The sequence below is a fragment of the Mediterraneibacter butyricigenes genome (genome assembly GCF_003574295.1).
Taxonomy (GTDB): Bacteria; Bacillota; Clostridia; order Lachnospirales; family Lachnospiraceae; genus Mediterraneibacter_A; species Mediterraneibacter_A butyricigenes.
Genome location: NZ_BHGK01000001.1, coordinates 910,568 through 937,527 on the forward strand (window position 1 = coordinate 910,568; position 26,960 = coordinate 937,527).

The following is a 26,960-nucleotide window of genomic DNA, read 5'->3' on the forward strand; positions in this document are numbered from 1 at the left end:
ATTAAATTGTCCACACCATTGTATCACTTTTTCTCAAAAACACAAGGCTTATTTATCCAAAAATTTCTTAATTTCTTCCATAAAAGTATTCACGTCTTTAAATTCCCGGTAAACGGATGCAAACCGTACATAGGCTACGGCATCCAGGCTTTTCAGCTTGTCCATTACGATCTCTCCGATTACCGTACTGGACACTTCCTTTTCCTCCCGATTAAATACTTCCGTCTCCACTGCATTTACCGTCTTCTGGATCGCATCAGCAGACACCGGACGTTTGTAGCATGCACGTAAGATCCCGGTCTCAATCTTGGTACGGTCGTACTGTTCCCGGTTGTTGTCCTTTTTGATCACGATCAACGGGATCGTCTCTACTTTTTCATAGGTTGTAAAACGTTTCCCACATTCATCACAGGAACGTCTTCTTCGGATGGCGCTCCGGTCTTCTGCCGGTCTGGAATCGATCACTCTCGTATCCAAGTGTCCACAGTAAGGGCATCTCATATGCATTTCCACCTTTCCCAACATCATTTGGGTTGATTATACACAATTTTCCGCAAATTTGCAAAATTTTAACCCCGTTCTGATTTGCTTCTGCCAGAACCGGTTTCCGCCTGATTTCCTTCTGAATTTCTCTTCAATCACCCCTGAAAAACCTCTGCGGATCATCAAAACAACTCAGAAACGCTAAAGATCAGATCAGTTCCTTCAATTTCTTCCGATCGATCTTTCCATTGGCATTCTGCGGCATATTCTTCACACGGATCACCTGATCCGGCATCATATACGGCGGAACTTTTTTCCGTACCGCCTCCCGGATCACTTCCGGATCCTTCACGCCACCTTCATAAATCAGCGCAAGGCAGTCCTTTTCCTTATCATAGACGCAGGCGCAGGCTTTCACCTTTTCCACACTGTTGGCTCCGGCTTCGATTTCTCCCAATTCAATCCGGTATCCTCTCCGTTTGATTTGAAAATCCTTCCGTGAAATGTAGATCAGCTCTCCTCGTTCATTGTATTTTACCAGATCACCGGTTCTGTATACACGTTCCGGATAGTAGGCATTCAACGGATTCTGTACGAAAGCCTCTTCCGTCTTCTCCGGATTTTTATAGTACCCGTCTGCCATAAAGGTGGAACGCACGAACAATTCTCCTTCTTCTCCCGGCTCTGCCAGCTTGCCCTCACTGTTGACAAGAAAGACATCGCAGTTATTACAGGGACGGCCGATCGGCAGACTCTCATCGTCTTTAAATTCCCGATCTACTACATAAAAAGTACAGATATCCGTGGTTTCTGTCGGTCCAAACAGATTTGCATAGGTGATCTCCGGATCCAGCGTATGAATCCAGTAATTTAACTGCTTGGTCGGCATCACCTCTCCTGCAAACAGCACCGTTTTCAGATATTCCGGTTTCGCCACATCGAACGCTTTCCAGTTGGACAGAATCGAGATTGCTGTCGGAACCCAGTAAATCGTATTCACCTGATGCTCATTCAAAAATTTGATCAGATTCATCGGAAATGAAAAGTTCTGTTTCGGAATGATATGATAGGTGCATCCACATTTGACAGTGGAATAAAAATCCGTCACCGACATACTGAAATATAAAGGTGTCTGGGAACCAAAACTTGTGGTCTCGTCAAACTTAAATTCTTCCGTCACCCAGTTGATATAACTGATCAGCGCTCTGTGGCTGACGATGGTTCCTTTCGGCATTCCGGTGGAACCGGATGTAAACAAAATGTATGCCGTATCCATATCACACATCCGGCTTCGGATCTGTTCCAGAATTCCCGGTTGTTCTTCTGTCCTACTAATCTTTTCATAGAGGAAATAGTCCACGTTCAGGCTCTTTGCCAGTTCTTCGCTCTGCTCATCTGTCACGACCAGCAGATCATCCAGAACTCCCAGGATATTTTCAATCCGGTCTGCCGGGGAATGGACATCCACCACGACATAAAAATCTCCTGCATACAACGCTCCCAGCATGGTATCCATGCAGTTTATCTTTTTATCGATCAGGATCGCTACCGGTCGTCTGCTTCCATGTTCTGCCAGAAAGGACCCGATTGCTCTTGCGCGCAGCTTTACCTCCGCAAAGGTCGCTTCCCGCTCGCTGTCGGTAAATCCCACTTTATCCGGATATGTTTCTGCCGTCTTTTCAAAATATTCTAAAATGTTTTTCATCGATTTATTTCTCCGGATTTACTGCAGTTTTTCGATCAGAGCCATGATTGCTTCCGGGGACTGGAAATTCTCCGGAACCACTTCACTGACCGGAATCTCCACATCAAACTCGTCAGAAATATCTGAGATCAGATTCAGGATTGTCATGGAATCCAGATCTCCGCTCTCTACCAGATCTGTACGTCCCTCCAGCGGAATTCCCGGTAACAGGTCTTCTAAAATCTCCATCAGTTCTTTCATCGTTTTTCTCCTTTCTCTTGTCCGTTTTTTTATTTCTTCAGGTCACCAAGTACCGTTTCTCCAAATACTTTGGAAAATGCTCTGGCGCTGTCTCCGTTCATATGGCCGTCATAATCCACATAATTTGCCAGATCATGACCATATGCACCGTAATATTCTCTGTTAAAGTTATAGTAAGGAACGCCCTGCTCCTTAAAATATTCCGTGAAATAATCCCAGGCCTGTCGATAACTGTCCTCTTCCTGCACCAGCATGGTAGCTGCAAGCGGCATCGTTGTAGCAATGAATTCCACATCATTTTCCCGACACAGCTCGATCAGTCTGGTCAGATAATCCATATTGGTCTGTTTGACATCCGCCGCCGTAAATAAGGTCGGAGAATAAGACGGGAAATTCTCCACAGCCACCGGATATTTCTCGATAAATCCGTTCTCGTGGTATTCCTGCGCCTGTCCTTTCAGATAGGACACATCATAGTTTCCCGTGGTTTTCTGATAAACGGTATCCTTCATCTTCGACAGTTCATACTGCAGAGAATACTCATGAAACGCAAACAGCGGATATCGGAAATCGCAGTCCAGCATGGTATCGAAATAATATTCCACCTTTGTCATAGACATGGGAAATTCGTGATAAAACAGACAGTAGTTATTTCCCTTCTCTTTTTCCGTCGTAAAATATCCCGGAGACAGTTCGAAAATCACAGCCTTCGGTTTCTGTTTTTCCAGCGCAAGCTTGGTCAGATAGTACGCATCCACCGGATACTCTCCACCTACACAGAGGTTCTGTCCAGTCAGTCCGGTTCCTTCCAGAATATAATCCGGATCCAGATCCGACATTCCGTTGGAAGTCCCGAAGATCAGCAGATCCTTTTGCTCCGTAGAAATCGTATGCACGTTGTTTCTCACAAAAGTACAGGGATACAATACCAGATCCAGGCCTTTTATCACCAATACGCAGATCAGCAGACATATCAATATTTTTGCTATTTTCTTAGAATTGTGCATAAATGAACCCCCTGGCAACTGACATTGGACTGAATAACGGAATACTGATCAACAGCAGTAAGAACATCAGGAATTCTACCGCAAACGGAAGTCTGGACAATGCTTTCTCCATATCTGTTCCCCGTTCTTTTAACACACTGACCACAAACCAGATCAGACAGCCGATCGCCAGCGTAAGCAGTGCATACGGTGTATAGGCAACCCCCAGTTTTCCGGAGGAGATCAACAGAAACTGTGACGGATGGAAACTGGTCAGCGAATATCGGATCATCTTCCAGGCTTCTCCCACAGAATTTACGCAGTCAAAATATTCTCCCAGATTAAATAATAAATAAGTTCTCAGAATCATAAAGATATGATACCCTTTACTTTTATCATTGATATGAAGCCTGTCCTTCCAGCTTCGATAGGTATCTGCCAGAAATCCGCTGGTCGCGATGATCACACCGTTGTAAAATCCCCAGCCAATATTATTCCAGTTTGCTCCATGCCAGAGTCCCACCAGAACAAAGACAATCAGATCTGAAACTGCAATCGTAAAGAACCGGCCTTTTTTTCTGCCCATGGCTGCTTTGGCTTTTTTCTGAAGTTTCGTCATCGGGCGTGACAGTGTCAACGGATAAAAGACATAATCTTTCATCCACGCTCCCAGCGAAATGTGCCATCTCCGCCAGAAATCACTGATAGATGTGGAAAACATAGGCTGGCGGAAGTTCTCATCCATTTTGATTCCGAACAATTCCGCAATTCCCAACACAATATCGATTCCTCCTGCAAAATCTCCGTAGAGTTCTATCGTATAAAGAAACACTCCGAAGATTGCAATGCCTTTGTAAGTATCCGGATCTGCGAAAATCGCCTGTCGGTAAACACCTGCCCACTCTGCAATCACCATTTTCTTAAACAATCCCCATAAGATCCGCTCCAGACCATGTTTGATCTTATGAAAATCCAGGGAATGTTCTGCCGTCAGTTGTCCTGCCAGTCGGCCATAACGTCCGATCGGCCCCTGCACCAACTGCGGGAAGAAGGACACGAACAGCGCATATTTCAGGAAATTATGATCCGCCTGCTGCCGTCCCCAGTACACATCCAGAAGATATCCCAGCGACTGGAACGTATAATAAGAAATTCCAAGCGGCAGGATCAGATGCAGCATGGAAAAGTTCTGTCCGGTCAACGCATTCACATTTGCGATCATAAAATTTGTATATTTCAGGAACGCCAGCATGCCCAGATCCAGCAGAATCCCTGCCACAACGATCCGTTTTGCTTTTTTCTTTTCTTCTTTTCCAACCTGTTCGATCCAGAGTGCAGCCCCGAACGTCACCGCCGTTGAGAACAGCAAAAAGAAGACTGCTCCTACGCTGATCCACAGATAACACGCATAACTGCATATCAGTAAAATAACCCATTGCAAACGTTTTGGGACCACATAATAAATACATAGTCCCAAAACAATAAATAGGAAAAATAAATTTGATGTTAACGACATTTTCCTATTCCTCTCTATTAATATGTCAGTCCGTCATCTACGCAACCCTGGTTGGAATCATCAGAGCTTCCGCTGTTGTCCTGTGCCGGTGCTGCCGGTTCTGTATAAGTAGACTGGGAAGATCCACCGGAATTACTGTTGGAGTAATTCTGAGAAGAGCCGGAAGACTGTGACTGAGAAGCAGCTGCTGCAGCTGCTTCGGCCTGTGCGGCTGCCTCAGCTTCTTGCTGAGCCTGTGCTTCGGCTGCTGCGGCTGCTTCCGCATCCGCCTGATCTTTTACAGCTTTTTCTGCATCATATGTATTAACCTCTTCTCCATCGTTGCTCTTATATTCCAGATAAGCGATACCGTCTTTTGTCTTAACTTCGCCCTCTTTCATATCCTCAAACGGGAATGCATGAAGTTCTACAGTGCTGCCATCTGCCAATGTCAACTGGACGGAATATTCCGTTGGAAGTTCTTTGCCACCTTCTGTTGCCTGTGCGGCTGCGGCTTCCTCTGACGGTTTGTAGAAAAGATTTCTTGTCTCATCTTTTTTAAAGGTATCAGAATCCTTCAACATGTTTTCCGGATAAGCTTCTTCTGTAGACGCTTTCACACTGACTCCTGTCACATCCTGTCCCAGAGAATTCTTGATCTGTACCTTCCATGCATCTTTTACACTGTCATCTCCGATGGATTTGTACTCTTCTTTCTTCTCTTCTGTCTTTTCCACCTTTTTCGGTTCTTCTGTTTTCTTCTTTCCACATGCTGTCACAGAGGAAACTGCCAGCGCAGCCACCAGAAGTGCCAGTCCCACTTTTTTCATTTTCATTGGTATCTTCTCTCCTGTTCCTTCTTTAGATTCTTTGGCTTCTTTTTGTTCAGCCTTTTTTATTCATAATGATAGTTGCTGTATCTCCAGGTACCGGATGTCTTATAACGGAACTTGAATCCGTTTCGTCCTGTCTCGTACTGGAAATCCGGATCGTACACATAAGTGGTTCCACCTTCATCAATTTCCACCCATGCATGGTCTACCATACCGCCACCGGCTCTCGGCACGTATCCGTATACATATCTTGCATTGTAACCAAGACCTTTTGCCAGCTGATAGAATGCTGCTGCATACGTTCTACAATCTCCTCTGTGCTGCTCGAATCCCCAGATAGCATACCACTGCGGATTGGTATAACCACTCGGTGCTCCACCAGAAATGCTGTAATATCTGATATTCTTTACACACCAGTTAAAACAGTTGTATAAATTCTTTCCAACCTGATTATAAACGCCCTGCACTCCGTTATCTACGCGTTCCTGTGCAGGGGTTTTCTTTACGAAATAATTGCTGTGGGCACCTGGCGCCGTCGTATTTTTCGGAACGATCTGGATCTGGATTGCTTCCAGTCTGTAGCTGAGCCCGGCAGAACCAGCACTCTCTCCATTCTTTGCCCAACCAAGCCATCCATGATGCTGGATGTGTACTCGATACCAGACATCGTAATACTTTTCCATATCTCCGGTCAGTTTGATTTCTACTGCTTCCAGACGCTTGCTCTGTCCGGTGGTTCCTGCCAAGGCTCCGTCGCTTACCCAATCCTGCCAGCCATAAGTCTGTACATGGGCACGATATGTGATGGAGCCTGTATAATCACTCTGTCCTAATTGGATCTTCAAAGCTTCCAGACGTTTACTCTTTCCGGTCACTCCCAGAACTTTTCCGTTTAAAACAGCCTGAAGATCTCCATAGGTCTGCTGATGTCCGGAATAAGTCACACTCGGAGTCTGCTTATTCGAAATCAGGGAAAAGTTCCCCTCGTCCTTCGGGACCTCTCCTCCATCTTTCTTTACCAGTACAATCTTAATTGCCTCAATCCGTTTACTCAATCCCTGTGTACCACACCAGCTGCTGTCCTGATCAGAACCTTTGACCCATTTTGTCCATCCGAATGTCTGACAATGGGTACTGTAATAAATGTCATATTGTTCTGCCAGATCCCCGGTCAGGTACATCTGGATTGCTTCCAGCCTCTTGCTCTGTCCGGTCGTACCAGCCTTTTCTCCGGTCTTCATCCATTTCTGGTTTCCGTAAGTCTGTACATGGACACGGTACATGATCTCACCTTCGACATCTTTCAGGGCATCTCCTTTGTTTACCACCAGAGCTTCCATTCGTTTGGATTCTCCCGTGGTTCCGAGAGCTGCACCATCTTTCACTGCCTTCAGATCTCCATAAGTCTGTACATGACCGGAATAGGTCAGAAGATTTTCTTCAGCCTGTGTCTCCACTTCCGGCTCTTCTGTTGCCTCTTCTGCAACTTCTTCGGAAGCTTTTTCTTCTATATTAGTATCTCCGGATTCTTCCGGTGTTCCAACCTCGTCTGTCACATCCGGCTGCTCTTCTGCGTCCGACTGATCCGGCGTGATCTGTGTCTCTGTTGTATTCTGTGTCTCCCCCGGTTCCTGCGCATATGCTATAGCCGGTGCTGCTCCCACTGCAAGAGTGAGGGTCAATACCCATGCCAATGCCGCAGACTTCCACTTTTTCTTCATCCTGCGTAACCTTTCCTTTCATTTTCTTTCCGCCTGATTTCAGGCACTACTTTATTCATTTTAGCACACCGATATACGCAATTCAACTGCCTGTTTACCAGCTTTTTGCAATTCTTCCGCGCAAAATTTCTCCGCGCAAAAATGAACCTTTGTTTTTTGTACACAACTACGAAAAAATCCGTATTATTTCAGACATCTCTCCTCTGAAATTTCCACCAGAATAATGTCCGGTCCCACTTTCTTTATACACTCCACCGGAATCACATATTCCTTTTCCGCTCCCCATAGTCCACAGATTTTCCCCGGAACCGGAACGATGATGGCATCCATACATCCTCTGCACAAATCAATTTCCAGATCTTCCACACACCCTAGTCGCTTACAGGTACAACCATTGATTACTTCCATTTCCCTCAATTCACATAATCTCATTTTCTGACTTCCTTTTTCTTTCTACTTACTTCTTTCTTTCAGATATCTGTGATAACTCCTCTATATTGCCTGCGGAACTTTTTACATTCCACCACATATAATTTTCTACAGGTATTCATATTTTTATTTTCCAAGATCTTATATTAATATATGAAGAGAAGCCACATTTTTTCTGTACAATGCGGAAAAAATCCCTTAAAATAAAACGTATCCAAAACCGTTATTATTTATTTTCCAGAAAGGATCCTTTTTATGAAAGAAACGATTTTACTTTTTAACATACAGGATCGCCAGAAAGCCCTGAAAATCGAGATGGCATTATTTCCGCTGCATGTTCGTCTCCGACGCATCAAGCCGGAAGATTACGGGCATACCCTTGGATACCTGGCGGGTCTGAAATCTGCCGAAACCGAGACTACCATGGAAACTTCCGGTACAGAGACAAACGGCGCAGATACCAAAACACCGAAAAATGCTCCCAACAGTTCTGCTACCTTGCCGGAACTGGACAGCGAAATGATCGTATTCGCCTTCTTTGAGGACAGCCGCCTGAATCAGGCACTTGCCGCTCTCCGAAAAAGCGGTGCCGGTCCGCTTCCTTATAAAGCAATCCTGACCCCAACCAATCAGAACTGGACCCCGGCAGAATGTTTTGAGGAAATCCGCCGGGAACATGAGGCAATGAATCCCGAAACAAAGAAATGATCAGGCCGGGAAATGATGATGGTGCAAAAGGTTTACAAAACCCTCCATCCGTTTTATAATATTTTCATTAAACCGAATACAGAAAGATCGAGGTATAAATTATGAAAAAGAAAGTTGTTGTTGCTCTCGGCCATCGTGCTCTCGGAACCACACTTCCGGAACAGATGGTTGCCGTTCACAAATCTGCAAAAGCGATTGCGGATCTGATTGAAGATGGTTATGACGTTGCGATCACCCACAGTAACGCACCGCAGGTTGGCATGATCCATACTGCAATGAACGAATTTGGAAAAGCGCATCAGGACTATACATCTGCTCCGATGTCTGTCTGCTCTGCCATGAGTCAGGGCTATATCGGATATGATCTGCAGAATGCACTTCGCGAGGAGCTGTTGGATCGCGGAATCTACCGTACCGTCAGCACCATCCTGTCACAGGTGATCGTAGATCCTTATGATGATGCATTCTATACTCCGACCAAGGTTCTGGGACGTTACATGAATGCAGAAGAAGCCAACGAAGAACGCAAAAAAGGGAATTTTGTTGTAGAGGAAGCCGGAAAAGGATTCCGCCGTATCGTGGCTGCTCCGAATCCGGTAAAGATCGTGGAAATCGATGCCATCAATGCACTTCTGGACGCAGGACAGATCGTCATCGCCTGCGGCGGCGGCGGTATTCCGGTTCTGGAACAGGATCACCACCTGCGCGGTGCCAGCGCTGTCATTGAGAAGGATTTGGCTGCCGGCAAACTGGCTGAGGGTGTGGATGCTGATCTTCTGATCATCCTTACCAATGTGGAACAAGTCTGCATCAACATGGGAAAAGACAACGAAGAACTTTTAGGACATATTACACTGGATCAGGCAAAGACTTATATGGCAGAGGGCCATTTCGGCATTTACAACATGCTCCCGAAATTCCAGGCTTCTGTAGAATTTCTGGAGGAAAAACCGGGCCGTCAGGCACTGATCACTTCTTTCGACAAATTAAAAGACAGCTTAAAAGGAAAAACCGGAACCTGGATTTCATAATCCAGGCTCCGGCCTTTTTCTTATATCAGGAATTTATTTTTTCTGGCCTCCCGCCAGAATTCTTTTTTCTCTTCAAACATCTGATTCAGCCAGTCTGTCACCTGCTCGAATCCTTCTTCATTAAACGGAAACTGCCGGTGTATTTTCTGATCATCCGGTGTCTTCTCCATACAAAACGGCTCCGGATATACATAAGCCTCGATTTGCTCCTCCTTTGCCGTCAGATAAAACCGCATCCCCTGATAGCTTCCGGAATAAGGCATTTTATTCAACTTTCTGTGTATGATTTTTCCGTCAATCATTACTTTCTTCTCCTCCCCCGGCTTCTCGCGCCAGGATCATTTCTTTATCCAGTGCTCTTCCCACCTTGGCACATACTTTCAGTCTTCGGTACGTGGGATCTTTTCTGTCTCGTTTTCCCTTTTTATAGCATTTCTCATGCTCCAGTTCTGCCCAGAGATGCATCACGATCGTACGGATCTGAATTTCCACTTTCATCTCCCGCATCCCTTCTTCTGTAGCTACCGGAATCTTTATGATCAGATGCAGACTTCGATATCCGCTTTTTTTTGGGCGCTCCACAAAATCTTTCTGCTTCAGGATCTTCCATTCCTTCTGCTCACAGATTTTATCCCGGATCCGGTAAATATCATCTTCAAACCGACAGATGATCCTGATCCCCGCAATATCATTCAGCTTTTCAAATTCCGTCTCCCGATCTGTCTTATATCCTTTTCGTTTCAGCTTTTCTTCTATGCTTTCACCCGATTTGATTCTCTGGGAAATTCCTTCATATACAACCCGTCCGCATTCTTCCGACAGTTCTCTGACACAAGTTTCCAATATGTCCCGGGTCTGATCCAGCGCCATCTGATAATAACGTCCTTCTTTCGTTCCTTCTACTTCCAGCCTGTTCATCCATCTCACCTCCTGCTTTTTCTTTACACTCTGCGTCTAATATATGGGATATTTGTGAAGTTTAGAACAAATATTTCTTAAATTTGTTTAAAGTCTTGCTTTTCAGGAATACACGTTGTAATATATACATATCTTGTATGTAGTTTTAAATACTACGTCGTGTAATATTCGGAGGTGTTATTATGGTATCAACTACAAAACTTTCTTATCAAACTTCTTATGATTATAACATAAATTATAAAAAATACTTTTATATCAAGGATCCCGGAAGCGCGATCACACATTTTATCGGAATGATCGCTGCCTTTATCGGAGCTTTCCCTCTGCTTTACAAAGCCGCCCGTACCGGCAGTCTCCTTGCCTGCATCGCAATGGCTGTCTACTCTCTGAGTATGATCGCTCTTTACGGCGCCAGCACCACATATCATACCTTTGATAAAACAGAACAGATCAATACAATCTTAAAGAAAATCGACCATATGATGATCTTTGTTCTGATCGCAGGCAGTTATACTCCGGTCTGCCTTCTGGTTCTCGGCGGGAAAACCGGTCTTGCCATGCTGATCACCGTCTGGTCCATCGCAATCCTGGGAATGGTTCTGAAATTCTTCTGGGTCTTCTGTCCCAAGTGGGTTTCTTCTATCCTGTATATCGGAATGGGTTGGGTCTGCATCTTTGCAATCGGCAAGCTGCTCCACACTCTGACCCCTGCCGCATTCGGATGGCTCCTGGCCGGTGGTATTATCTACACGGTCGGCGGCGTCATCTACGCACTGAAACTTCCGATCTTCAATGGAAAGCACCAGAACTTCGGAAGCCACGAGATCTTCCATCTTTTCGTCATGGGTGGAAGCCTCTGCCACTACATTTTTATGTATGCATACGTCCTGTAACAAACCTTTTTGCCGTACGCCCGGCAATACAGCCCCGGATAATCGTCCGGGGTTTCTTTTTGCATAGCATCCTGCCGAAATCTGTTCCCTCTTATCCCCCGGCAACCATTCGTTTTCTATTTCAGAGTTCTTCTGCCGTTGCAAATCCTTTCTTTGCATACTCCCGGATCCGCTGATCAATTCCGTGACTGAGCACATATTCATAAACAGTCCGTGGAACCAGTTGCTGCCAGTTCTCTCCTTTTTCAATACAGGTTCTCACCTCGGAAGCCGTAATTCCGCGTTCCGCTTCCGTTCTTCTCCAAAGCACTTCCACATTCAGGTTTAAATTTTTCAGAATCTGATACCGCTCTTCTCCCCATTCATCACAGATGCTCATATAATAGGTAGCATCTGCCGGTGCGTACTGGGTAATATATTCTGGCCGGTTCATCGGGAACGGAATAATCTCGTATTCTTCTCTCTGCACTCCAAAATCTTCCAACGCTCCCTGTATCATCTCAAACCGTTCCAGAAACGTCATCGGATTATCTCTTCTTGTCACTCCATGTTTATCATTCGGTGAAGACGCCGTAAACGTATTATCCGGATGCGTGATTCCGATATATAACTTCTTACAATGCATCTTTGCCGCCAAAACATATTCCAGATGTTTCAGATGAAACATCTGGAACCTTCCATGAATCACACCTTTTTCATCCATACTTCTGCCTCCCCTTTTCGTTGTCTTCTCGTATTTTATTTCTTATTCTTTACACGCAATCTAATCTTGCTTCTTTCTACTCTGCCACTCACCTGACACATCTCGCCTTCTTGTGTTTTACAGCATATTCTTCCTCTTGAAAATGAACACGCAGACCAGAACCACGATCACACTCAAAACTACCACTCCCGGATATCCGCCTTCCAGCCCCGGCATATCCTTAAAATTCATGCCATACCATCCCGTAATCAGAGTCAGCGGGAAGAAAATCGTGGAAATCACCGACAGATACTGCATCGTATTGTTCTGTTTTGCATCGATCTGTGACTGATAGGCATCCCGAACCTGCATGGCATATTCGATCAGATGCATGGTCTTATTCATCAAACGATCCGCACGGTTTGTCACCGTGCCAAAATATTTTAACTGATCCGGGTCAAAAAATCCGGTTTCATTTTCCTCCAGTTCCTGTCCCAGGTCACACAGTTCATCATAATATCCCCGCAGCGTCAGAAGTTCTTTTCGAATCGGCATCAATTTGCTCTGGAAGTCTTCCGTCTTTCCATGCATGATCTCATCTTCCATCCGCATGATCTGCTTCTCATACCGATTCAGAAGGGACAGATCCCGGTTGAGAAATTCTGTGATAAAATTATATAAAAACCGTTCCTTCGTCGGGCCCTGCTGCGGCTTTCGTTTGGTCACTCGCCGTACCAGCCGTTCCGCAAAATCATCATTGTCCGCAATCACAATATATTTTTCATTGATAAAAAACTGCAGCTTGTATCGACTGCCCAGCACATCCAGCAGTCTCGGAACACATAGGGTTCCATACACACTGTCCTGTTGTGTTTCAACCTTACAGAAATAAATTTCTTCCAGTTCCACATCCCCGTCAAAATGAATTCCTACTTTTGCAAGAATATCCTTGCATTCTTTTGAAGTTGTCAGAAATACGGCAGGTATTCCATTTTCCAGCACCTCTTTCGGTGTCACCAGTTCCAGTTGATCTCCTAATGTATATACTAACATACTTTACGTTCCTCTTTTCCGGCTCTTCTTTTCCGGTTCTTCATCAATCTCTTTCCTGCTTTTTTATTATAACACGCCTGTACACTCCGTAAAAGCCTTACTTCATACAGCTGGTTTCACTCCGTCAAATTCGGTCGTTCCATCCTGTTTTCTCCCTTCATTTCTGTATATTTCTGTATATTTTTTTCAGTTTCATCACAGACTATACAAATTCAACAAAAAGATCCCAATTATTTTGTGAATTAGTTTGATTGATTTTGACTGTTTTTGATCGTATAATAAACTTATCAAAACACAGGAGGCACACAAAATGATTTATACAGTTACCTTTAATCCATCTCTGGATTATATTGTCACCGTAGATGATTTTAAACTGGGGCTAACGAACCGTACCACTTCTGAGCTGATGCTTCCCGGTGGAAAAGGGATTAACGTATCCATCGTATTGGGAAACCTCGGAATCGACAATACCGCACTGGGATTCACCGCCGGATTCACCGGAAAAGAAATCGTAAGACGGGTAGAGGAACTCGGCGTAAAATCTGATTTCATCCCGATTGAGGAAGGATTCTCCCGCATCAACCTGAAGTTGAAATCCATCGACGGAACCGAGATCAACGGAAGCGGTCCTGTCATCAGTCAGGAGAAAATCGATCAGTTGATGGAAAAGCTTCACGTACTGACCAGTAAAGATATCCTGGTTCTTGCCGGAAGCATTCCAAGTTCTATGCCAGATGATATGTACAGCAAGATCATGGCAGAGCTTCAGGACACCGGAGCAATGATCGTAGTTGACGCCACCCGCGACCTTCTGGTCAATGTCCTTCAATATCATCCATTTCTGGTCAAGCCCAACAACCATGAACTGGGCGAGATCTTTGATGTAGAACTCAAGACACGGGAAGACGTTGTCCCCTACGCAAGAAAGCTTCAGGAAATGGGTGCCACAAATGTACTGGTTTCCATGGCCGGTGAAGGAGCAGTCCTGGTCGCAGCCGACGGAAGCGTTTCTGCCGCTCCCGCCCCGAAAGGAACCCTTGTAAACGGAGTCGGTGCCGGAGACTCCATGGTTGCCGGATTTATTGCCGGATGGATGGAAAAACACAGTTATGAACACGCATTCCACATGGGCGTTTCTTCCGGAAGTGCCAGTGCATTTTCCGAGCTGTTAGCAACCAAAGAAGAAATTCAGGCTGTTTATCAGCAAGTGATTTCCATGTAATAAAACACGAATTGCCGAATCCTGATTCCTGCGAATTCGGATCCCGGTACTTCTCAGTTCAGAATGTTGCAAAGATATCAAATCTCTATCATAAAGGAAAGAATGAAGGAGGAAAACAATGAAAATTACAGATTTACTCGACAAACGAAGTATCTCTCTTAGCGGTGCTCCCACATCCAAAAGCGAAGCACTGGACCAGATGGTCGAACTAATGGCAAAAAGCGGTAAGATCGACGATACCGAGGCTTATCGCAAAGCCGTGTATGCAAGAGAGGAAGAAAGCACCACAGGTATCGGCGAAGGGCTTGCCATCCCTCATGGAAAATGTGACGCAGTCAACGCTCCCGGACTGGCTGCCATGGTCGTCAAAGACGGCGTTGATTTCGACGCACTGGACGGAGCACCGGTTTCCCTGATCTTCCTGATCGCCGCTCCAAACACGGAAGACAATGTGCATCTGGACGTATTAAGTAAATTATCTGTCCTGATGATGGACGAGGACTTTGCAAACTCTTTAAGAAATGCAGCCTCTCCGGAAGAATTTATGGCAATCATCGATAAGGCCGATGACGAAAAAGCCGGCATTGATGAACGTCTGGCTGAGACTTCTATTCCCGAAGATTCTGCAAACAACTCCGAGGTACCTTCCTTTAAACTGCTGGCTGTTACAGGCTGCCCGACCGGCATCGCACATACTTATATGGCAGCAGAAGGTATTGAAAAAGCCGCAAAAGAACGAGGATGTGCCGTTAAAATTGAGACCCGCGGATCCGGCGGTGCAAAAAATGTACTGACTGCTCAGGAAATTGCAGATGCAGACTGCATCATCATCGCAGCCGATACTCAGGTACCGATGGATCGTTTCGATGGAAAGCCGCTGATCGAGTGTCAGGTTTCCGACGGAATCAGCAAAGCCGGTGAGCTTCTGGACCGTGCCATGAACGGAGACGCTCCGATTTACCACGCTGCTTCCGGTTCTTCCAAAGAATCCCAGACCACAAAATCAGGCGGTGGTGCCGGACACCAGATCTACACCCAGTTGATGAACGGTGTTTCTCACATGCTTCCGTTCGTAGTCGGTGGTGGTATCCTGATTGCTCTTGCCTTCCTGATTGATGGATTAAGCGTAGATATGAATTCTCTGGCGGTTGCTGATCGTGCCAACTTCGGTACCATCACACCGATTGCTGCCTGGTTCAAGACCTTAGGTGGCGTTGCATTTGGATTTATGCTCCCGATTCTGGCAGGATACATTGCCATGGCCATTGGCGACAGGCCCGCTCTGGTTCTCGGTTTTGCCGGCGGTATGATCGCTTCCGGCGGAAAATCCGGATTCTTAGGTGCACTGGTTGCCGGTTTCGTTGCCGGATATGTGATCCTTCTGCTGCGTAAAATTTGTGACAAACTTCCGGAAGCTCTGGAAAAGATTGCACCGGTTCTGATCTATCCTGTTGTCGGACTTCTGATCATGGGACTTCTGATGTCCTTTATCGTGGAACCTGTTATGGGTGGTATCAATACTGCACTGAACAATGCACTTGCAGGCATGGGCGGATCCAGCAAAATTCTGTTGGGTATGATTCTCGGTGGAATGATGTCCATTGATATGGGTGGCCCGTTCAACAAAGCCGCTTACGTTTTCGGTACCGCTGCCATCGCTGCCGGAAACTATGATATCATGGCTGCAGTCATGATCGGTGGTATGACACCGCCATGTGCCATCGCTCTTGCAACCATTCTGTTTAAGAAGAAATTTACCAAAACCGAAAGAGAAAGTGGTCCTACCAACTTTATCATGGGTCTTGCATTTATCACAGAGGGTGCCATCCCTTACGCTGCTGCCGACCCACTGCATGTTCTTCCTTCCTGTATCGTAGGATCCGGTCTTGCCGGCGCACTTTCCATGGCATTCGGATGTACTCTGATGGCTCCTCACGGTGGAATCTTCGTATTCCCGGTTGTAGGAAATGCCCTGATGTATCTGGTTGCCCTGGTTGCAGGTATCGCTGCCTCCACCGTTCTTCTTGGTATTTTAAAGAAGGATGTAGAATAACTGTTTTCTTTTCTCGTAATTTAGTATAGAATAGGGTAAACACCTAAAAAGGTTCACCAGACCTTTTTGGTGTATGCTTGACAACAAGAAGTCTCCTGACACACAGGAGACTTCTCTTAAACTTAAAGGTGGTGTTTTTTTGTTATCTGAACAACGTCATGCAATGATCCTGGATCTCTTAAACCAGCGTCATAGTATCACTGTAACCGAACTGACTGAACTGCTTGATATCTCCGAATCTACAGCACGAAGAGATATTACACAGCTTGATAAAGAAGGTCGTCTGACCAAAGTATTCGGCGGAGCCGTTTCCTCCGACAGTCTCTATCTGTCCCAGGAACCAACCGTTGCCCAGAAAAAAGATCTGAACAAGGAGGAAAAGATCCGAATCGCCCGGTACGCCGCTTCTCTGATCCGCCCTCATGATTTTGTCTATCTGGATGCCGGAACCAGCACCGGATATATGCTGGAACATATTCAGGAAAAGGATGCAACCTTTGTCACCAACGCCGTAGCCCATGCCCAGAAGCTGGCCGCCAAAGGATTTCATGTCATCTTACTGGGTGGTACCCTAAAACAGTCCACCGAAGCCATCATCGGAACCTCTGCTTCACTTATGCTGAATGATTACCATTTCAGCATCGGATTCTTCGGTGCAAACGGTGTCTGCAAAGAAGCCGGTTATACCACTCCGGATACCGAAGAAGCCCTGATCAAAAAATCAGCCGCCCTACAATGCCACAAATTCTACGCACTGTGCGACCATTCCAAATTTAATGTGGTCAGTTCTGTGACATTTGCTCCTTTTGCCAGGGGAATCCTGCTTACCGACAGTTGCCCGGAAGATTATAAGGGTGCAAAGAATATACGGATCTGTTAATTCTCTCCATCCCACAAAAGGATTGCAACGGGAACCGCTTACGCTTACCTCCGCCCCAAAGAGATACTCTTCGAGCTGCGTCTAAAACTTGCTCGAAGGAAGTTCCGGGGCTGCGGATGTTCCCTTATGCAATCCTTTTGCGGAATGATAAAATCTCGTCGGGAATTCAACCTGACAGGCTGACCGACTCAGTTCTTTCTTTTATTTTTTCTTCATGCGTTTCTGCGCCTCATAATCCTTTAACTCTCCCAGTGCTTCATCTGACAGCAGATAGAGGAACACTACATTAAAGACTGTCATCAGTCCGATTCCCACATCCCCAAGATCCCATACAAAGGTATATGCCGCAATTCCACCGATAAACAGCATCACCAGTGCCAGAATCTTGTAAGCCGTCTGGGAAAGCCAGTTATCTCCAAACAGATAGGATACATTACTTCTTGCATAGAATAAAATTCCAAGAAACGTGGAAAAACTAAACATAAACAGCGTCGCCGCGATAAAGACCACGCCAAATTCTCCCAGATGGTATCGCATCGCTGTCTGGAGCAGTTCCATCCCGGATAATCCTGTTGTCATCTCTTCCGGTGCCAGAAGCATGATCATTGCTGTACAGGTACAGATAATGATGGTATCAATAAATACCCCCAACGCCTGCACCAGCCCTGCCTGCACCGGTCTGTGACATTCTGCTGCCGCTGCCGCACAGGGTGCCGAACCGGAGCCTGCTTCATTGGAAAACAATCCCCGTTTTACTCCGTTCATGATCACAGCACCGATTCCACCGGCTGCGGCCTGTTTCAGTCCGAAGGCTTCCCGGAAGATTCTGGAGAACACTGCCGGAAGACTGCCTAAATTGGTAAAGATAATAAATAATGTAATTACAAAATAAAGAGCAGCCATCACCGGAACCAGAAGATCCAGCACTTTTACAGTTGCATTTTTCCGAAGCACGATCACCGCCGCAATAATCACCAACACAATTGTCGTATAAAGTGGCGGAATGTGGAAAGCATTTTCAAAAGAGGAGGCCACAGAATTGCTGATTACCTGACTGATTCCACACCAGCAAATCAAGCCGGAAATTGCAAACAAAACTGCCCAGATGACTTTTCCACCCTTTTGACCAGTTTTCTTTTCTCTTCTCGCCTGCACATAATCATGGATATAATAAGCCGGGCCGCCCCGATATCCCCCATATAACGGATCTTTTTCCTTATGGATCTGTGCCAGGGTTGCTTCCGCGAATGCGGTACAGGAACCAATCAGCGCTGTCACCCACATCCAGAAAACAGAGCCGGCTCCCCCGATGGATACCGCCGCCACAACACCGACCAGATTGCCCATTCCTACTCTGGTCGCCGTGGACACAATCAATGTCTGAAAGGTAGAAAGACTGAAACTTCCCTCTTTCTTTTCCACCAGTGCCCGCACCATATCCGGCAGCATACGAAGCGACATAAATCGAGTCCGAATTGTAAAATAAATTCCGGTCGGGATCAGTAAAATAATCAACAGCGAAATCCCCAATGTGCTGCCTCCCGGAAGTGGAATACGAATCAGGTCTCCCCAAAGCATTCCATATACTTTTTCTATCAGCGCAACTATCATTTCCCCAATTTTCCTCCCTGTCTGTGCAATAGCTTACATTGCATAGTTTCTATATTTATTTAATGCAGTAAAGCATTTTTTAATTATACATGATTTCTTTCCCTCTGTAAAACATAAATTCCTCCCTTTTCCATGGTTCACATTGCATTCTTCGTCATTTTTCTTTATAATCACTAATAGAAATATACTCTAGTAAAAGGACGGTACCTGGCTATGAATGAAAATAATGTACACATCATGACACATCCGCTGATTCAGCATAAGATTTCCATGCTTCGCGATAAGCAGACCGGAACCAATGAATTCCGTAAACTGATCGAAGAGATTGCAACACTGATGGGCTACGAAGCACTTCGGGATCTGCCACTGGAAGATGTGGAGATTGAAACACCGATTGAGACCTGCCAGACTCCGATGATTGCCGGCAAGAAGCTTGCCATCGTTCCGATCTTAAGAGCCGGACTTGGTATGGTAGAGGGACTGCTTGCTCTGGTTCCTTCCGCAAAGATCGGACACATCGGTCTTTACCGTGACCACGTGACCCACGAGCCGCACGAATATTACTGCAAACTTCCGGATCCCATTGATCAGCGTTTGATCGTAGCTCTTGATCCGATGCTTGCAACCGGTGGGTCTGCCATCGCAGCTGTAGATTTCATCAAGCAGCACGGTGGAAAACAGATCAAATTCATGTGCATCATCGCGGCTCCAGAAGGACTCAAACGCCTTCAGGAAGCACACCCGGATATCCAGATCTATGTCGGCCATCTGGATCGTCAGTTAAATGAGGACGCTTATATCTGTCCGGGACTGGGAGACGCAGGCGATCGTATTTTCGGTACTCTTTAGGTTCTGTACCTTCTTTCATAAATACACGGTTGCATTTGCATAACTTTTTCAGTCCAGATCTTTGTACTTTTTCAGATACACGCTTGACATTCGACAAAACAGGACTATAATAGCTTTTATCAACAGACAAATGCGATGAACAGGACACGACTTCCTATTCTGTAAGTGTTTTCAGAGAGTCTTCGGTTGGTGCGAGAAGACAGCATGAGAAAGTGAAGCCATCCCCTGCAAGCAGCTTGGGCCAACACATTTTTACCAAGATTTGAAACGCCAGTAGTCCAAGCCGGGTATCTACCGTTAAAAGGATGCTCATTCACAGGATGAGACTAGAGCGGCCATATTGTTATAGGGCAAAAGAAGTGGTATCGCGGAGATTAGATTTTTAACCTTCGTCTTCTCATGGAGTAATCCAGGAGAAGACGGAGGTTTTTTCGTTTCACCGGAAACAGGTTCTTTTTTAATTTCCAGAATCGGATTTGTTGTTGATCGTATCTATTATCTAAACGTTGTTCTAATAAAGGAGTGTATGAGTATGAACACATTAGTTATCATCTTAATCGCAGCCGTATTCCTCCTTGGAGGGTATATGCTGTACGGTCGTTGGCTTGCCAAGAAATGGGGCATCGATCCTCAGGCAAAAACACCTGCTGTTGTACATAACGACGGAGAAGATTACGTTCCCACCAATGGATGGACCGTATTCGCCCATCAGTTTTCCTCTATCGCCGGAGCCGGCCCTGTTACCGGTGCGATCCAGGCTGCTGCTTTCGGATGGGTTCCGGTTCTTCTGTGGATCCTTTTAGGCGGAGTCTTCTTCGGAGCCGTAACCGATTTCGGAGCGCTCTATGCCAGTGTGAAAAATGACGGAAAATCCATGGGACTTCTGATTGAACAGTATATCGGAAAAACCGGTCGTCGTCTGTTCCTTGGATTCTGCTGGCTGTTTACATTGATCGTTATCGCAGCTTTCGCAGATATGGTTGCCGGAACCTTCAACGCATACGTGGTAACAGACGGAGTTCAGGCTCTTGCCGACGGTGCAAAGACCAACGGTGCAGCCGGAACGATTTCCCTTCTGTTCATCGCATTTGCCATTGTATTCGGACTGATCCAGAAGAAATTCAATTTCAAAGGATGGAAACAGGTTGTATTAGGACTGGTTTTCACAGCCGCAGCTCTTCTGATCGGAATGAATCTGCCGCTGATCGCAACCAAAGATACCTGGTCTTATCTGACCTTCGCTTACATTTTCCTGGCTGCTGTTCTTCCGATGTGGCTCTTGATGCAACCTCGTGATTACATGACAACCTTTATGTTCGCCGGAATGATCATCGGTGCCGTTCTTGGTCTGGTAGTCGCTCATCCGTCTATGAACCTGCCGGCTTACACCGGATTTACCAATGACGCTCTTGGAAATCTGTTCCCGATCCTGTTTGTTACCGTTGCCTGCGGAGCCGTATCCGGATTCCACAGTCTGGTATCTTCCGGTACATCTTCTAAGACTGTAGCAAACGAAAAAGATATGTTGAAAGTCGGTTACGGAGCCATGGTTCTGGAAAGTCTTCTGGCTGTCATCGCTCTTTGTGTAGCCGGTGCCGCTGCTTCTGCAGATGGTACAGCCGCTGTGGGAACTCCGTTCCAGATCTTCTCTGCCGGAGTCGCAGGATTCCTGGAAATGTTCGGTATTTCCACCCACGCAGCACAGTGCTTCATGACCATGTGTGTCTCTGCTCTGGCTCTGACCAGTCTGGATTCCGTAGCCCGTATCGGACGTATGTCCTTCCAGGAACTGTTCAGTGTGGATGATATGGAACATGCAGAAGGATGGAGAAAACTTTTGTGCAACAAATATTTCTCCACCGTTGTTACCCTGCTTTGCGGATTTATCCTTACCAAAGTCGGATATGCCAACATCTGGCCACTGTTCGGAAGCGCCAACCAATTGTTAAGCGCTCTGGTTCTGATCACACTTTGTGTCTTCCTGAAAGTTACCAAACGTGAGAACCGTACTCTGTTCCCGCCACTGATCATCATGCTGTGTGTTACCTTTACCGCACTGGTTCAGCGTTCCATCGCACTGGTCAAGGCATTCAGTGCAGGAACCGCAGTCTTCATGGTAGAAGGACTTCAGCTGATCCTGGCACTCCTGCTGATCGTTCTGGGTGTAACCATCGTGCTTCACTCCGGAAAGAGACTGTTCAAGAAAGAACATGCATAAAAAATACACGTTCCGGTTTGTTCCACTGCCGGGACGTGTATTTTTTTACTCTGACTGTTTATTCTTTCATTCTTATCACAACATTTCCCACATGTTCCACAGCGCCGGCTGTACGTATCGCCTGTTCCAGATCATCCAGTGAAAATTCCTGTGTAATGATATGTTCCAGATTCCACTTTCCACAGGCCATGATCTTTTTCATTCCAAAATACTGAAATAATACAGTGAATGCTCTCTCTTTGCATTTGGAATCAGAATATACTCCGAAAAGCCGCCAATAGTTCCTGCACGCTTCGTGTCGTCTTTTGCATAACGTGGATAAGGATAAACCCTTTCTCCAACTTTAAAATCTGTAACATTCTTCCCTGTCTTCACCACACGTGATGGCCGTTGTACCGCTTCCGATCACATTCATAGAAAGGCACATCCCTACCCCTGCGATCAATGCAGTGATAATCCCAAATGTGTAAACAAACACCGTAGCCGGAAGTTTAGCCTTTGCATCCAATTTGCGAAGGGCGACCACCTTCGATGTATCCTTTGGTGCATATTCATTTACAAGTTGCTCTGCATAAAGTTTATCCGTGTTCATAGCTCATTGCCTCCTTTGTTTGATACTCTTATCTTACCAGCAACAAAGGACGGACAGAACAACACACACAGTGCTTTGTGTCGATTTCAGGTAAAAACTGCTTTTCTCACGCTTTTATATCTCTGTGGCTTTTTACATTTTTCCGATAAACCACCAGCGCGATCACTGCAGTCAGTGTTTCTGCGATCCAGAACGCATGCCAGACTCCCTTCGCCCCCATAATGCGACTCAACAGATATGCCGCCGGAATAATGATCAAAATGTAACGGCACAAAGAGATCACCAGTGAAGGAGTTCCTTTGCCCAGCCCTTCCAGTGCTCCGGATGCTGTTACCGATACAGAAGAGATCAAAAATCCAATACTGATGATCCGAAGTGCCTGCGCTCCTGCTTCCACTGTCTCCGGACTGCTGGTAAACATTCCCATCATAGTTCCCGGTATCGCATGACAGATCAGCGTTCCGGCTGCCATAATTCCTCCACATAATCCCAGAACAATCCAAAACAGCCTGTCCACACGTTTGTACTCTTTTGCCCCATAATTATATCCTACCAGCGGGCGCATTCCCTGGATGATTCCATTTGCAGGAAGATACAGGAAAGTCTGAAGCTTATAATAAATTCCAAGCACCAGAATATACACTTCTGAATAGGCTGCCAGAATCGCATTTAAGACTGAGATCAGAATCGATGGTAACGCCAGATTCAAACTTGCCGGGATTCCTACCGAATAAAGCCTTTTTATCATCCATCCGTCCGGTCTCCAATCTTCTCTTACCAAATGGATCGACATTGGATTTCTCTTCTGAAGCAACAAGTAGATTGCCAGTGTCACTACCTGCCCCAGTCCGGTTGCAAGCGCGGCTCCTCTTATTTCCATCCTCGGGAAAGGCCCTGTTCCAAAGATCAGAACCGGGTCCATTACAATATTGAAAATACATCCACACAACATACTGATCATAGACGCGTTCATTCTTCCGACTGCCTGAAACGCCTTTTCATAGACCAGTCCGATCTGTATGATGATCGTAAAAGAAAACGCGATCACAGAATATTGCCATCCCAATTGAATCACATGTTCTGACGATGTAAACATTTTCAGAAACGGGCGCATCACCAGAAGGCCTCCCGCCGTCATCAGGATTCCATGGATGATTGCCAGTGTCATTCCCTGCGTCAGTGCCTTGTCCGCTTTCTTCCTGTCTCCAGCCCCCAGATAAAACGCGACCACTGCATTCAGTCCGATTCCGAAGCCGATTCCCACCGCGTTGATCAGATTCTGTATAGGATACACCAAAGAAAGTGCTGTCATCGCGTCTTCACTGATCTTTGCTACGAAAAAACTGTCTACTATATTATAAAGTGAATTCACCAGCATTGACAGCACCATAGGCAGTGCCATTGACATTAACAACGGAAATACCGGTTTCTCTTTCATAAAGGTTTCATTCATATATATTTATTTCCTCCCATCTGTAACCTTTTGTTATCCCGTATGTGGACAAAGCAGTCAGGAAATATCTCGGACACGTTTCTGACTTGCGCACGATCGTCAGGCAAAAAAATAGCCGCACAGCCTTCAGACTGCGCGGCGAAAAGATGACGAATCCGGAAAAGTCCACACATATTTTTCAATGTGTATTTTAGCGGGGGAACACCCGGCTGTCAAGAAAATTTTTTACGTATGTCTCCACGATTTCTATCTCCACAATCCTCTCCGTTTGCGGATCGTGTAATACATACTGTTCTCCATTGCCATGACTTTCTCGATTGGAACACTTTTAAATACCGGCATCTTCATTTTATATCGAATCCAGAAGAAGGAATAAATTCCAAGCACCAGGAACGTAATTCCCGTCACCAGCCAGATCATATTGCGCTCCACCGGATCCGTAGAGATATTCCGAATCATATATACGGTTCCTGCAATTCCGATCAGCGGAAACAACGGTCCGCACGGAACCTTGAAGGATCTCGGTGCCTTCGGCAGCCTGTGCCGTAAAATCAGCACATCCATGTGTGCCAGAATATAAGAGATCATCCAGAACACAGATCCCACCAGAATCAGGAATGAAATGGCATCCGAGGAGCCGTCACTCAGTGCGGCAAACACAAAGATGAACACACTGACAAAGATCACCCCAAACCACGGCACTCCATGTTTATTAGTCTTTGCAAAAATCCGCGGCATCATGTTCATTTTGGCCATTCCCTGACAGATTCCGGACAGTCCGTTGACTGTTGAATTCTGGGTACTGACTACCGCCAACGCTGAAACGAAGGTCATCCAGATCTTTCCTGCATTTCCCAGAAGATTTCCTCCATAAAGCAGATGAGGTGCTGCCGAATTGGCCAGTTCACCCCATGGGGTGTAATTATGAAATCCAAGAACCATCACCGACTGCACCATACAGATCAAAGCCAATCCGATCATCATACCAAGCGGAACATTTCTTCTGGCATTCTTTACATTTTTAGAAACCGGGATGACATATTCTGCTCCGATGAACAGCCAGAAAGCGACCGCTACCATGGAAATCATGCTTTTAAAATTCACTGCCATGCTAAACGGCTGCTCTACCATCTTACCGGTTCCCATCCCTAACATTCCGATGATTCCCAGGATCAACATGGAACCAACTAATAAAAATGCAACCAGATCCTGAATTTTTGCAAACATATCAACGCCATAAAGATTGGCAATCATCACAACCACCGTCATGATCAGGGTATACATCAGGCTTGGGATCGGCAAATGGATTGTGGTCGCCATTGCATAGGCAAAGATCGAGGCTTCCACCCCGGAAGACATAATGTTACAGATCAGATAACCTCCCACCATAGAGATCAGAGTCGGAAACGGTCCCATACATGCCAGTGTATACTGCGCCAGTCCGCCCGTCGTATTGGGCATCAATGCATTTAATTCCGACAGAGATGCCACGGTCGTCATATTTAACAGACATGCGATCACCATTGCCCCGATAAAGACAACGCCAATGCTTCCGGCTCCCTGTCCCAGTGATACAAGACAGCTTGTGGCAATAACCAGTCCTACCGAGATGGATACCACACTGCGAAGTCCCAGAGTTCTGTCTTTTTCTTCCATACTAATTCACTCCCGTCTGCTTACAGTGCATCCACACCTTCATCTCCCGTGCGGACACGGATCACATTGGTAATATCATAGACAAAAATTTTACCGTCTCCGATATGTCCGGTGTACAGTTCCTGTTTGATCAGTTCTACAATCTCAGGAACCTTTGCTTTTTCTACCACAAGTGCGATCTGTTGTTTCGGGAGAAGTTCCATCTCATAATTTTCATCCACTTCATATTCCTTGGTTCCCTTTTCGATTCCGCATCCAAGTACCTGTGTCACCGTCATTCCGCGAACACCGGCCTTACTCAGCGCTGACTTTAATCCGTTAAATTTTGACATTCCAGTAATAATTTCAATCCTTGATAATTCCATGTTCTTCACCATTTCTGCCCTCGTTCCTTCCGGTGGATCTCTTTGTTTCCAGCTTTTCTTTTACCAGCTTTTTGTATTGTTCCAGCGTGGTCCCTGCAAACGCCCTGAAATCTTTCAGCATATGAGACTGATCATAATATCCGCAGTTCAGAGCGATTTCTTCGCTGCCTTTTGCTTCCGGCGTCCCGGAAATTTCCGGTGTCCGGGAGATTTCCTGCAAAAACGCCTGAAATCGTACAAACCGTTCAAACTCCTTCGGCGAAATTCCATGGATCTGTTTAAAGATCCGCCGGATATACGCTTCGGAATATCCCGTCTCCCTGCTTAACATCTGAATGGAAATATTTCCATTGGTTGCGTAAATTCTCTGCCGCATATATTGCTCCAGTGTATGCGCACTGTCTCTTTGATTCTCTCGCTGATTCTCCGACAAATATCTCATCAAGATCTGAGAACGTTTTTCCACATCCTGAGCCGCTGCCAAAGACTCTGTCAGACCACTTCCGTAATCATTTTTATCAAGTTCCAGATCTGTGTTCACGATTTCCTGCATGGAAAGCATTTTGGGAAGAATGGATCTTCCCGGCAGGAATCTGGCTCCAAAATAATATCTGCCATCCTCAAATTCCCAGTCCTTTGCTTTCAGAACCGTTCCACCGATCATTACTTTTACATCTTTTTCTCCGATTCCAAAGACAAGATCTGTACTCCCATCCGGTACTGCTTTAAAATTCTCTTCCTTTCCATCCTCTACCCAAAATTCATAGAAACTGGAAATTCCCATTCGCTGAATCATTCTTTCCTGATAATCTTCAGCCTCCATCTTCAGATATGGCTGTACCGGTGTAATCATTTTCTTGTCTTCCATTCTTTTTACTCCTGAA

At 45.8% G+C, this 26,960-nt stretch carries 28 protein-coding genes and 1 other annotated feature; of the genes, 8 read left to right on the forward strand and 20 right to left on the reverse strand.

Annotation, left to right across the window (positions count from 1 at the left end; all coding sequences use genetic code 11):
- Positions 1-48 precede the first annotated feature (48 nt).
- The 8 genes from nrdR to KGMB01110_RS04320 form a co-directional block, all read right to left on the reverse strand.
- Complete coding sequence (gene nrdR, locus KGMB01110_RS04285) at positions 49-501, reverse strand: transcriptional regulator NrdR (protein WP_119297663.1); 453 nt, start codon at positions 499-501, stop codon at positions 49-51.
- Positions 502-691: 190 nt separating this feature from the next.
- Positions 692-2,188 (reverse strand): amino acid adenylation domain-containing protein, encoded by a 1,497-nt coding sequence (locus KGMB01110_RS04290; protein ID WP_119297664.1) that lies wholly within the window; start codon positions 2,186-2,188, stop codon positions 692-694.
- Between the two features lie 18 nt (positions 2,189-2,206).
- A complete protein-coding gene (locus KGMB01110_RS04295) occupies positions 2,207-2,428 on the reverse strand; it encodes an acyl carrier protein (protein ID WP_117602725.1) in 222 nt (73 codons plus the stop codon).
- Positions 2,429-2,457: 29 nt separating this feature from the next.
- Positions 2,458-3,435: a hypothetical protein gene (locus KGMB01110_RS04300; protein ID WP_119297665.1), complete on the reverse strand. Its 978-nt coding sequence runs from the start codon at positions 3,433-3,435 to the stop codon at positions 2,458-2,460.
- Positions 3,422-4,930, reverse strand: coding sequence for an MBOAT family O-acyltransferase (locus KGMB01110_RS04305; RefSeq protein ID WP_119297666.1), 1,509 nt, complete (start codon positions 4,928-4,930; stop codon positions 3,422-3,424). Before KGMB01110_RS04305 ends, KGMB01110_RS04300 begins: the two co-directional genes overlap by 14 nt.
- A gap of 17 nt (positions 4,931-4,947) precedes the next feature.
- On the reverse strand, positions 4,948-5,745 hold the full coding sequence (locus tag KGMB01110_RS04310; RefSeq protein WP_119297667.1) for a hypothetical protein: 798 nt from the start codon (positions 5,743-5,745) through the stop codon (positions 4,948-4,950).
- A 59-nt stretch (positions 5,746-5,804) separates the two neighbouring features.
- Complete coding sequence (locus KGMB01110_RS04315; RefSeq protein WP_119297668.1) at positions 5,805-7,463, reverse strand: transglutaminase domain-containing protein; 1,659 nt, start codon at positions 7,461-7,463, stop codon at positions 5,805-5,807.
- Positions 7,464-7,646: 183 nt separating this feature from the next.
- Positions 7,647-7,895 carry a PRC-barrel domain-containing protein gene (locus KGMB01110_RS04320; RefSeq protein ID WP_117602720.1) on the reverse strand — a complete coding sequence of 83 codons (249 nt, stop codon included), beginning with the start codon at positions 7,893-7,895 and terminating at the stop codon, positions 7,647-7,649.
- Positions 7,896-8,147: 252 nt separating this feature from the next.
- Between KGMB01110_RS04320 and KGMB01110_RS04325 the strand changes: the two genes are divergently transcribed.
- Entirely contained in the window at positions 8,148-8,600 is a 453-nt protein-coding gene (locus KGMB01110_RS04325) for a DUF3783 domain-containing protein (protein ID WP_119297669.1), read from the forward strand.
- Positions 8,601-8,701: 101 nt separating this feature from the next.
- On the forward strand, positions 8,702-9,631 hold the full coding sequence (arcC, locus tag KGMB01110_RS04330; RefSeq protein ID WP_119297670.1) for a carbamate kinase: 930 nt from the start codon (positions 8,702-8,704) through the stop codon (positions 9,629-9,631).
- Positions 9,632-9,651: 20 nt separating this feature from the next.
- Here the strand turns inward: arcC and KGMB01110_RS04335 are convergent, their stop codons facing one another.
- Both KGMB01110_RS04335 and KGMB01110_RS04340 read right to left on the reverse strand, forming a co-directional pair.
- Positions 9,652-9,933 carry a GNAT family acetyltransferase gene (locus KGMB01110_RS04335; protein ID WP_119297671.1) on the reverse strand — a complete coding sequence of 94 codons (282 nt, stop codon included), beginning with the start codon at positions 9,931-9,933 and terminating at the stop codon, positions 9,652-9,654.
- Positions 9,926-10,549: a GTP pyrophosphokinase gene (locus tag KGMB01110_RS04340; RefSeq protein WP_119297672.1), complete on the reverse strand. Its 624-nt coding sequence runs from the start codon at positions 10,547-10,549 to the stop codon at positions 9,926-9,928. The genes KGMB01110_RS04335 and KGMB01110_RS04340 overlap by 8 nt, the downstream gene beginning before the upstream one ends.
- Positions 10,550-10,731: 182 nt before the next feature.
- Between KGMB01110_RS04340 and trhA the strand changes: the two genes are divergently transcribed.
- Positions 10,732-11,442 carry a PAQR family membrane homeostasis protein TrhA gene (trhA, locus tag KGMB01110_RS04345; protein WP_117888985.1) on the forward strand — a complete coding sequence of 237 codons (711 nt, stop codon included), beginning with the start codon at positions 10,732-10,734 and terminating at the stop codon, positions 11,440-11,442.
- A gap of 121 nt (positions 11,443-11,563) precedes the next feature.
- Here the strand turns inward: trhA and KGMB01110_RS04350 are convergent, their stop codons facing one another.
- Together KGMB01110_RS04350 and KGMB01110_RS04355 are read right to left on the reverse strand one after the other, a co-directional pair.
- Entirely contained in the window at positions 11,564-12,145 is a 582-nt protein-coding gene (locus KGMB01110_RS04350) for a nucleotidyl transferase family protein (RefSeq protein WP_117602714.1), read from the reverse strand.
- Positions 12,146-12,262: 117 nt separating this feature from the next.
- Complete coding sequence (locus tag KGMB01110_RS04355) at positions 12,263-13,177, reverse strand: magnesium transporter CorA family protein (RefSeq protein WP_119297673.1); 915 nt, start codon at positions 13,175-13,177, stop codon at positions 12,263-12,265.
- A 310-nt stretch (positions 13,178-13,487) separates the two neighbouring features.
- Here KGMB01110_RS04355 and pfkB point away from each other — a divergent pair, with 310 nt between their 5' ends.
- The 3 genes from pfkB (at position 13,488) to KGMB01110_RS04370 (ending at position 17,332) form a co-directional block, all read left to right on the forward strand.
- Positions 13,488-14,399 (forward strand): 1-phosphofructokinase, encoded by a 912-nt coding sequence (pfkB, locus tag KGMB01110_RS04360; RefSeq protein ID WP_117888986.1) that lies wholly within the window; start codon positions 13,488-13,490, stop codon positions 14,397-14,399.
- Positions 14,400-14,517: 118 nt separating this feature from the next.
- Positions 14,518-16,452 (forward strand): PTS fructose transporter subunit IIABC, encoded by a 1,935-nt coding sequence (locus KGMB01110_RS04365; protein WP_119297674.1) that lies wholly within the window; start codon positions 14,518-14,520, stop codon positions 16,450-16,452.
- A 139-nt stretch (positions 16,453-16,591) separates the two neighbouring features.
- The gene (locus tag KGMB01110_RS04370) at positions 16,592-17,332 is read left to right on the forward strand and encodes a DeoR/GlpR family DNA-binding transcription regulator (protein ID WP_119297675.1); all 741 of its coding nucleotides are present in this window, start codon (positions 16,592-16,594) and stop codon (positions 17,330-17,332) included.
- A 201-nt stretch (positions 17,333-17,533) separates the two neighbouring features.
- Here KGMB01110_RS04370 and KGMB01110_RS04375 read toward each other — a convergent pair whose 3' ends face one another.
- Entirely contained in the window at positions 17,534-18,943 is a 1,410-nt protein-coding gene (locus KGMB01110_RS04375; RefSeq protein WP_119297676.1) for an alanine/glycine:cation symporter family protein, read from the reverse strand.
- A gap of 213 nt (positions 18,944-19,156) precedes the next feature.
- Between KGMB01110_RS04375 and upp the strand changes: the two genes are divergently transcribed.
- The gene (gene upp / locus KGMB01110_RS04380) at positions 19,157-19,792 is read left to right on the forward strand and encodes a uracil phosphoribosyltransferase (RefSeq protein ID WP_117602708.1); all 636 of its coding nucleotides are present in this window, start codon (positions 19,157-19,159) and stop codon (positions 19,790-19,792) included.
- Positions 19,793-19,918: 126 nt separating this feature from the next.
- Positions 19,919-20,192: a binding site (T-box leader), on the forward strand.
- Between the two features lie 132 nt (positions 20,193-20,324).
- Positions 20,325-22,010 (forward strand): carbon starvation CstA family protein, encoded by a 1,686-nt coding sequence (locus KGMB01110_RS04385; RefSeq protein ID WP_119297677.1) that lies wholly within the window; start codon positions 20,325-20,327, stop codon positions 22,008-22,010.
- 58 nt (positions 22,011-22,068) lie between these two features.
- On the opposite strand, the gene KGMB01110_RS15020 is transcribed toward KGMB01110_RS04385, so the two are convergent.
- The 7 genes from KGMB01110_RS15020 to KGMB01110_RS04415 all read right to left on the reverse strand — a co-directional run bounded on the left by KGMB01110_RS15020 (position 22,069) and on the right by KGMB01110_RS04415 (position 26,944).
- On the reverse strand, positions 22,069-22,212 hold the full coding sequence (locus KGMB01110_RS15020; RefSeq protein WP_170141687.1) for a hypothetical protein: 144 nt from the start codon (positions 22,210-22,212) through the stop codon (positions 22,069-22,071).
- Positions 22,209-22,388: a hypothetical protein gene (locus KGMB01110_RS15950; RefSeq protein ID WP_408631087.1), complete on the reverse strand. Its 180-nt coding sequence runs from the start codon at positions 22,386-22,388 to the stop codon at positions 22,209-22,211. The genes KGMB01110_RS15020 and KGMB01110_RS15950 overlap by 4 nt, the downstream gene beginning before the upstream one ends.
- Positions 22,354-22,602 (reverse strand): hypothetical protein, encoded by a 249-nt coding sequence (locus tag KGMB01110_RS04395; protein WP_243112663.1) that lies wholly within the window; start codon positions 22,600-22,602, stop codon positions 22,354-22,356. The genes KGMB01110_RS15950 and KGMB01110_RS04395 overlap by 35 nt, the downstream gene beginning before the upstream one ends.
- A gap of 106 nt (positions 22,603-22,708) precedes the next feature.
- On the reverse strand, positions 22,709-24,055 hold the full coding sequence (locus KGMB01110_RS04400) for an MATE family efflux transporter (protein WP_119297678.1): 1,347 nt from the start codon (positions 24,053-24,055) through the stop codon (positions 22,709-22,711).
- Between the two features lie 246 nt (positions 24,056-24,301).
- Positions 24,302-25,711: an APC family permease gene (locus KGMB01110_RS04405; RefSeq protein WP_119297679.1), complete on the reverse strand. Its 1,410-nt coding sequence runs from the start codon at positions 25,709-25,711 to the stop codon at positions 24,302-24,304.
- Positions 25,712-25,731: 20 nt separating this feature from the next.
- On the reverse strand, positions 25,732-26,088 hold the full coding sequence (locus tag KGMB01110_RS04410; protein ID WP_119297680.1) for a P-II family nitrogen regulator: 357 nt from the start codon (positions 26,086-26,088) through the stop codon (positions 25,732-25,734).
- Entirely contained in the window at positions 26,057-26,944 is an 888-nt protein-coding gene (locus KGMB01110_RS04415; protein WP_119297681.1) for a helix-turn-helix domain-containing protein, read from the reverse strand. Before KGMB01110_RS04415 ends, KGMB01110_RS04410 begins: the two co-directional genes overlap by 32 nt.
- Positions 26,945-26,960 lie beyond the last annotated feature (16 nt).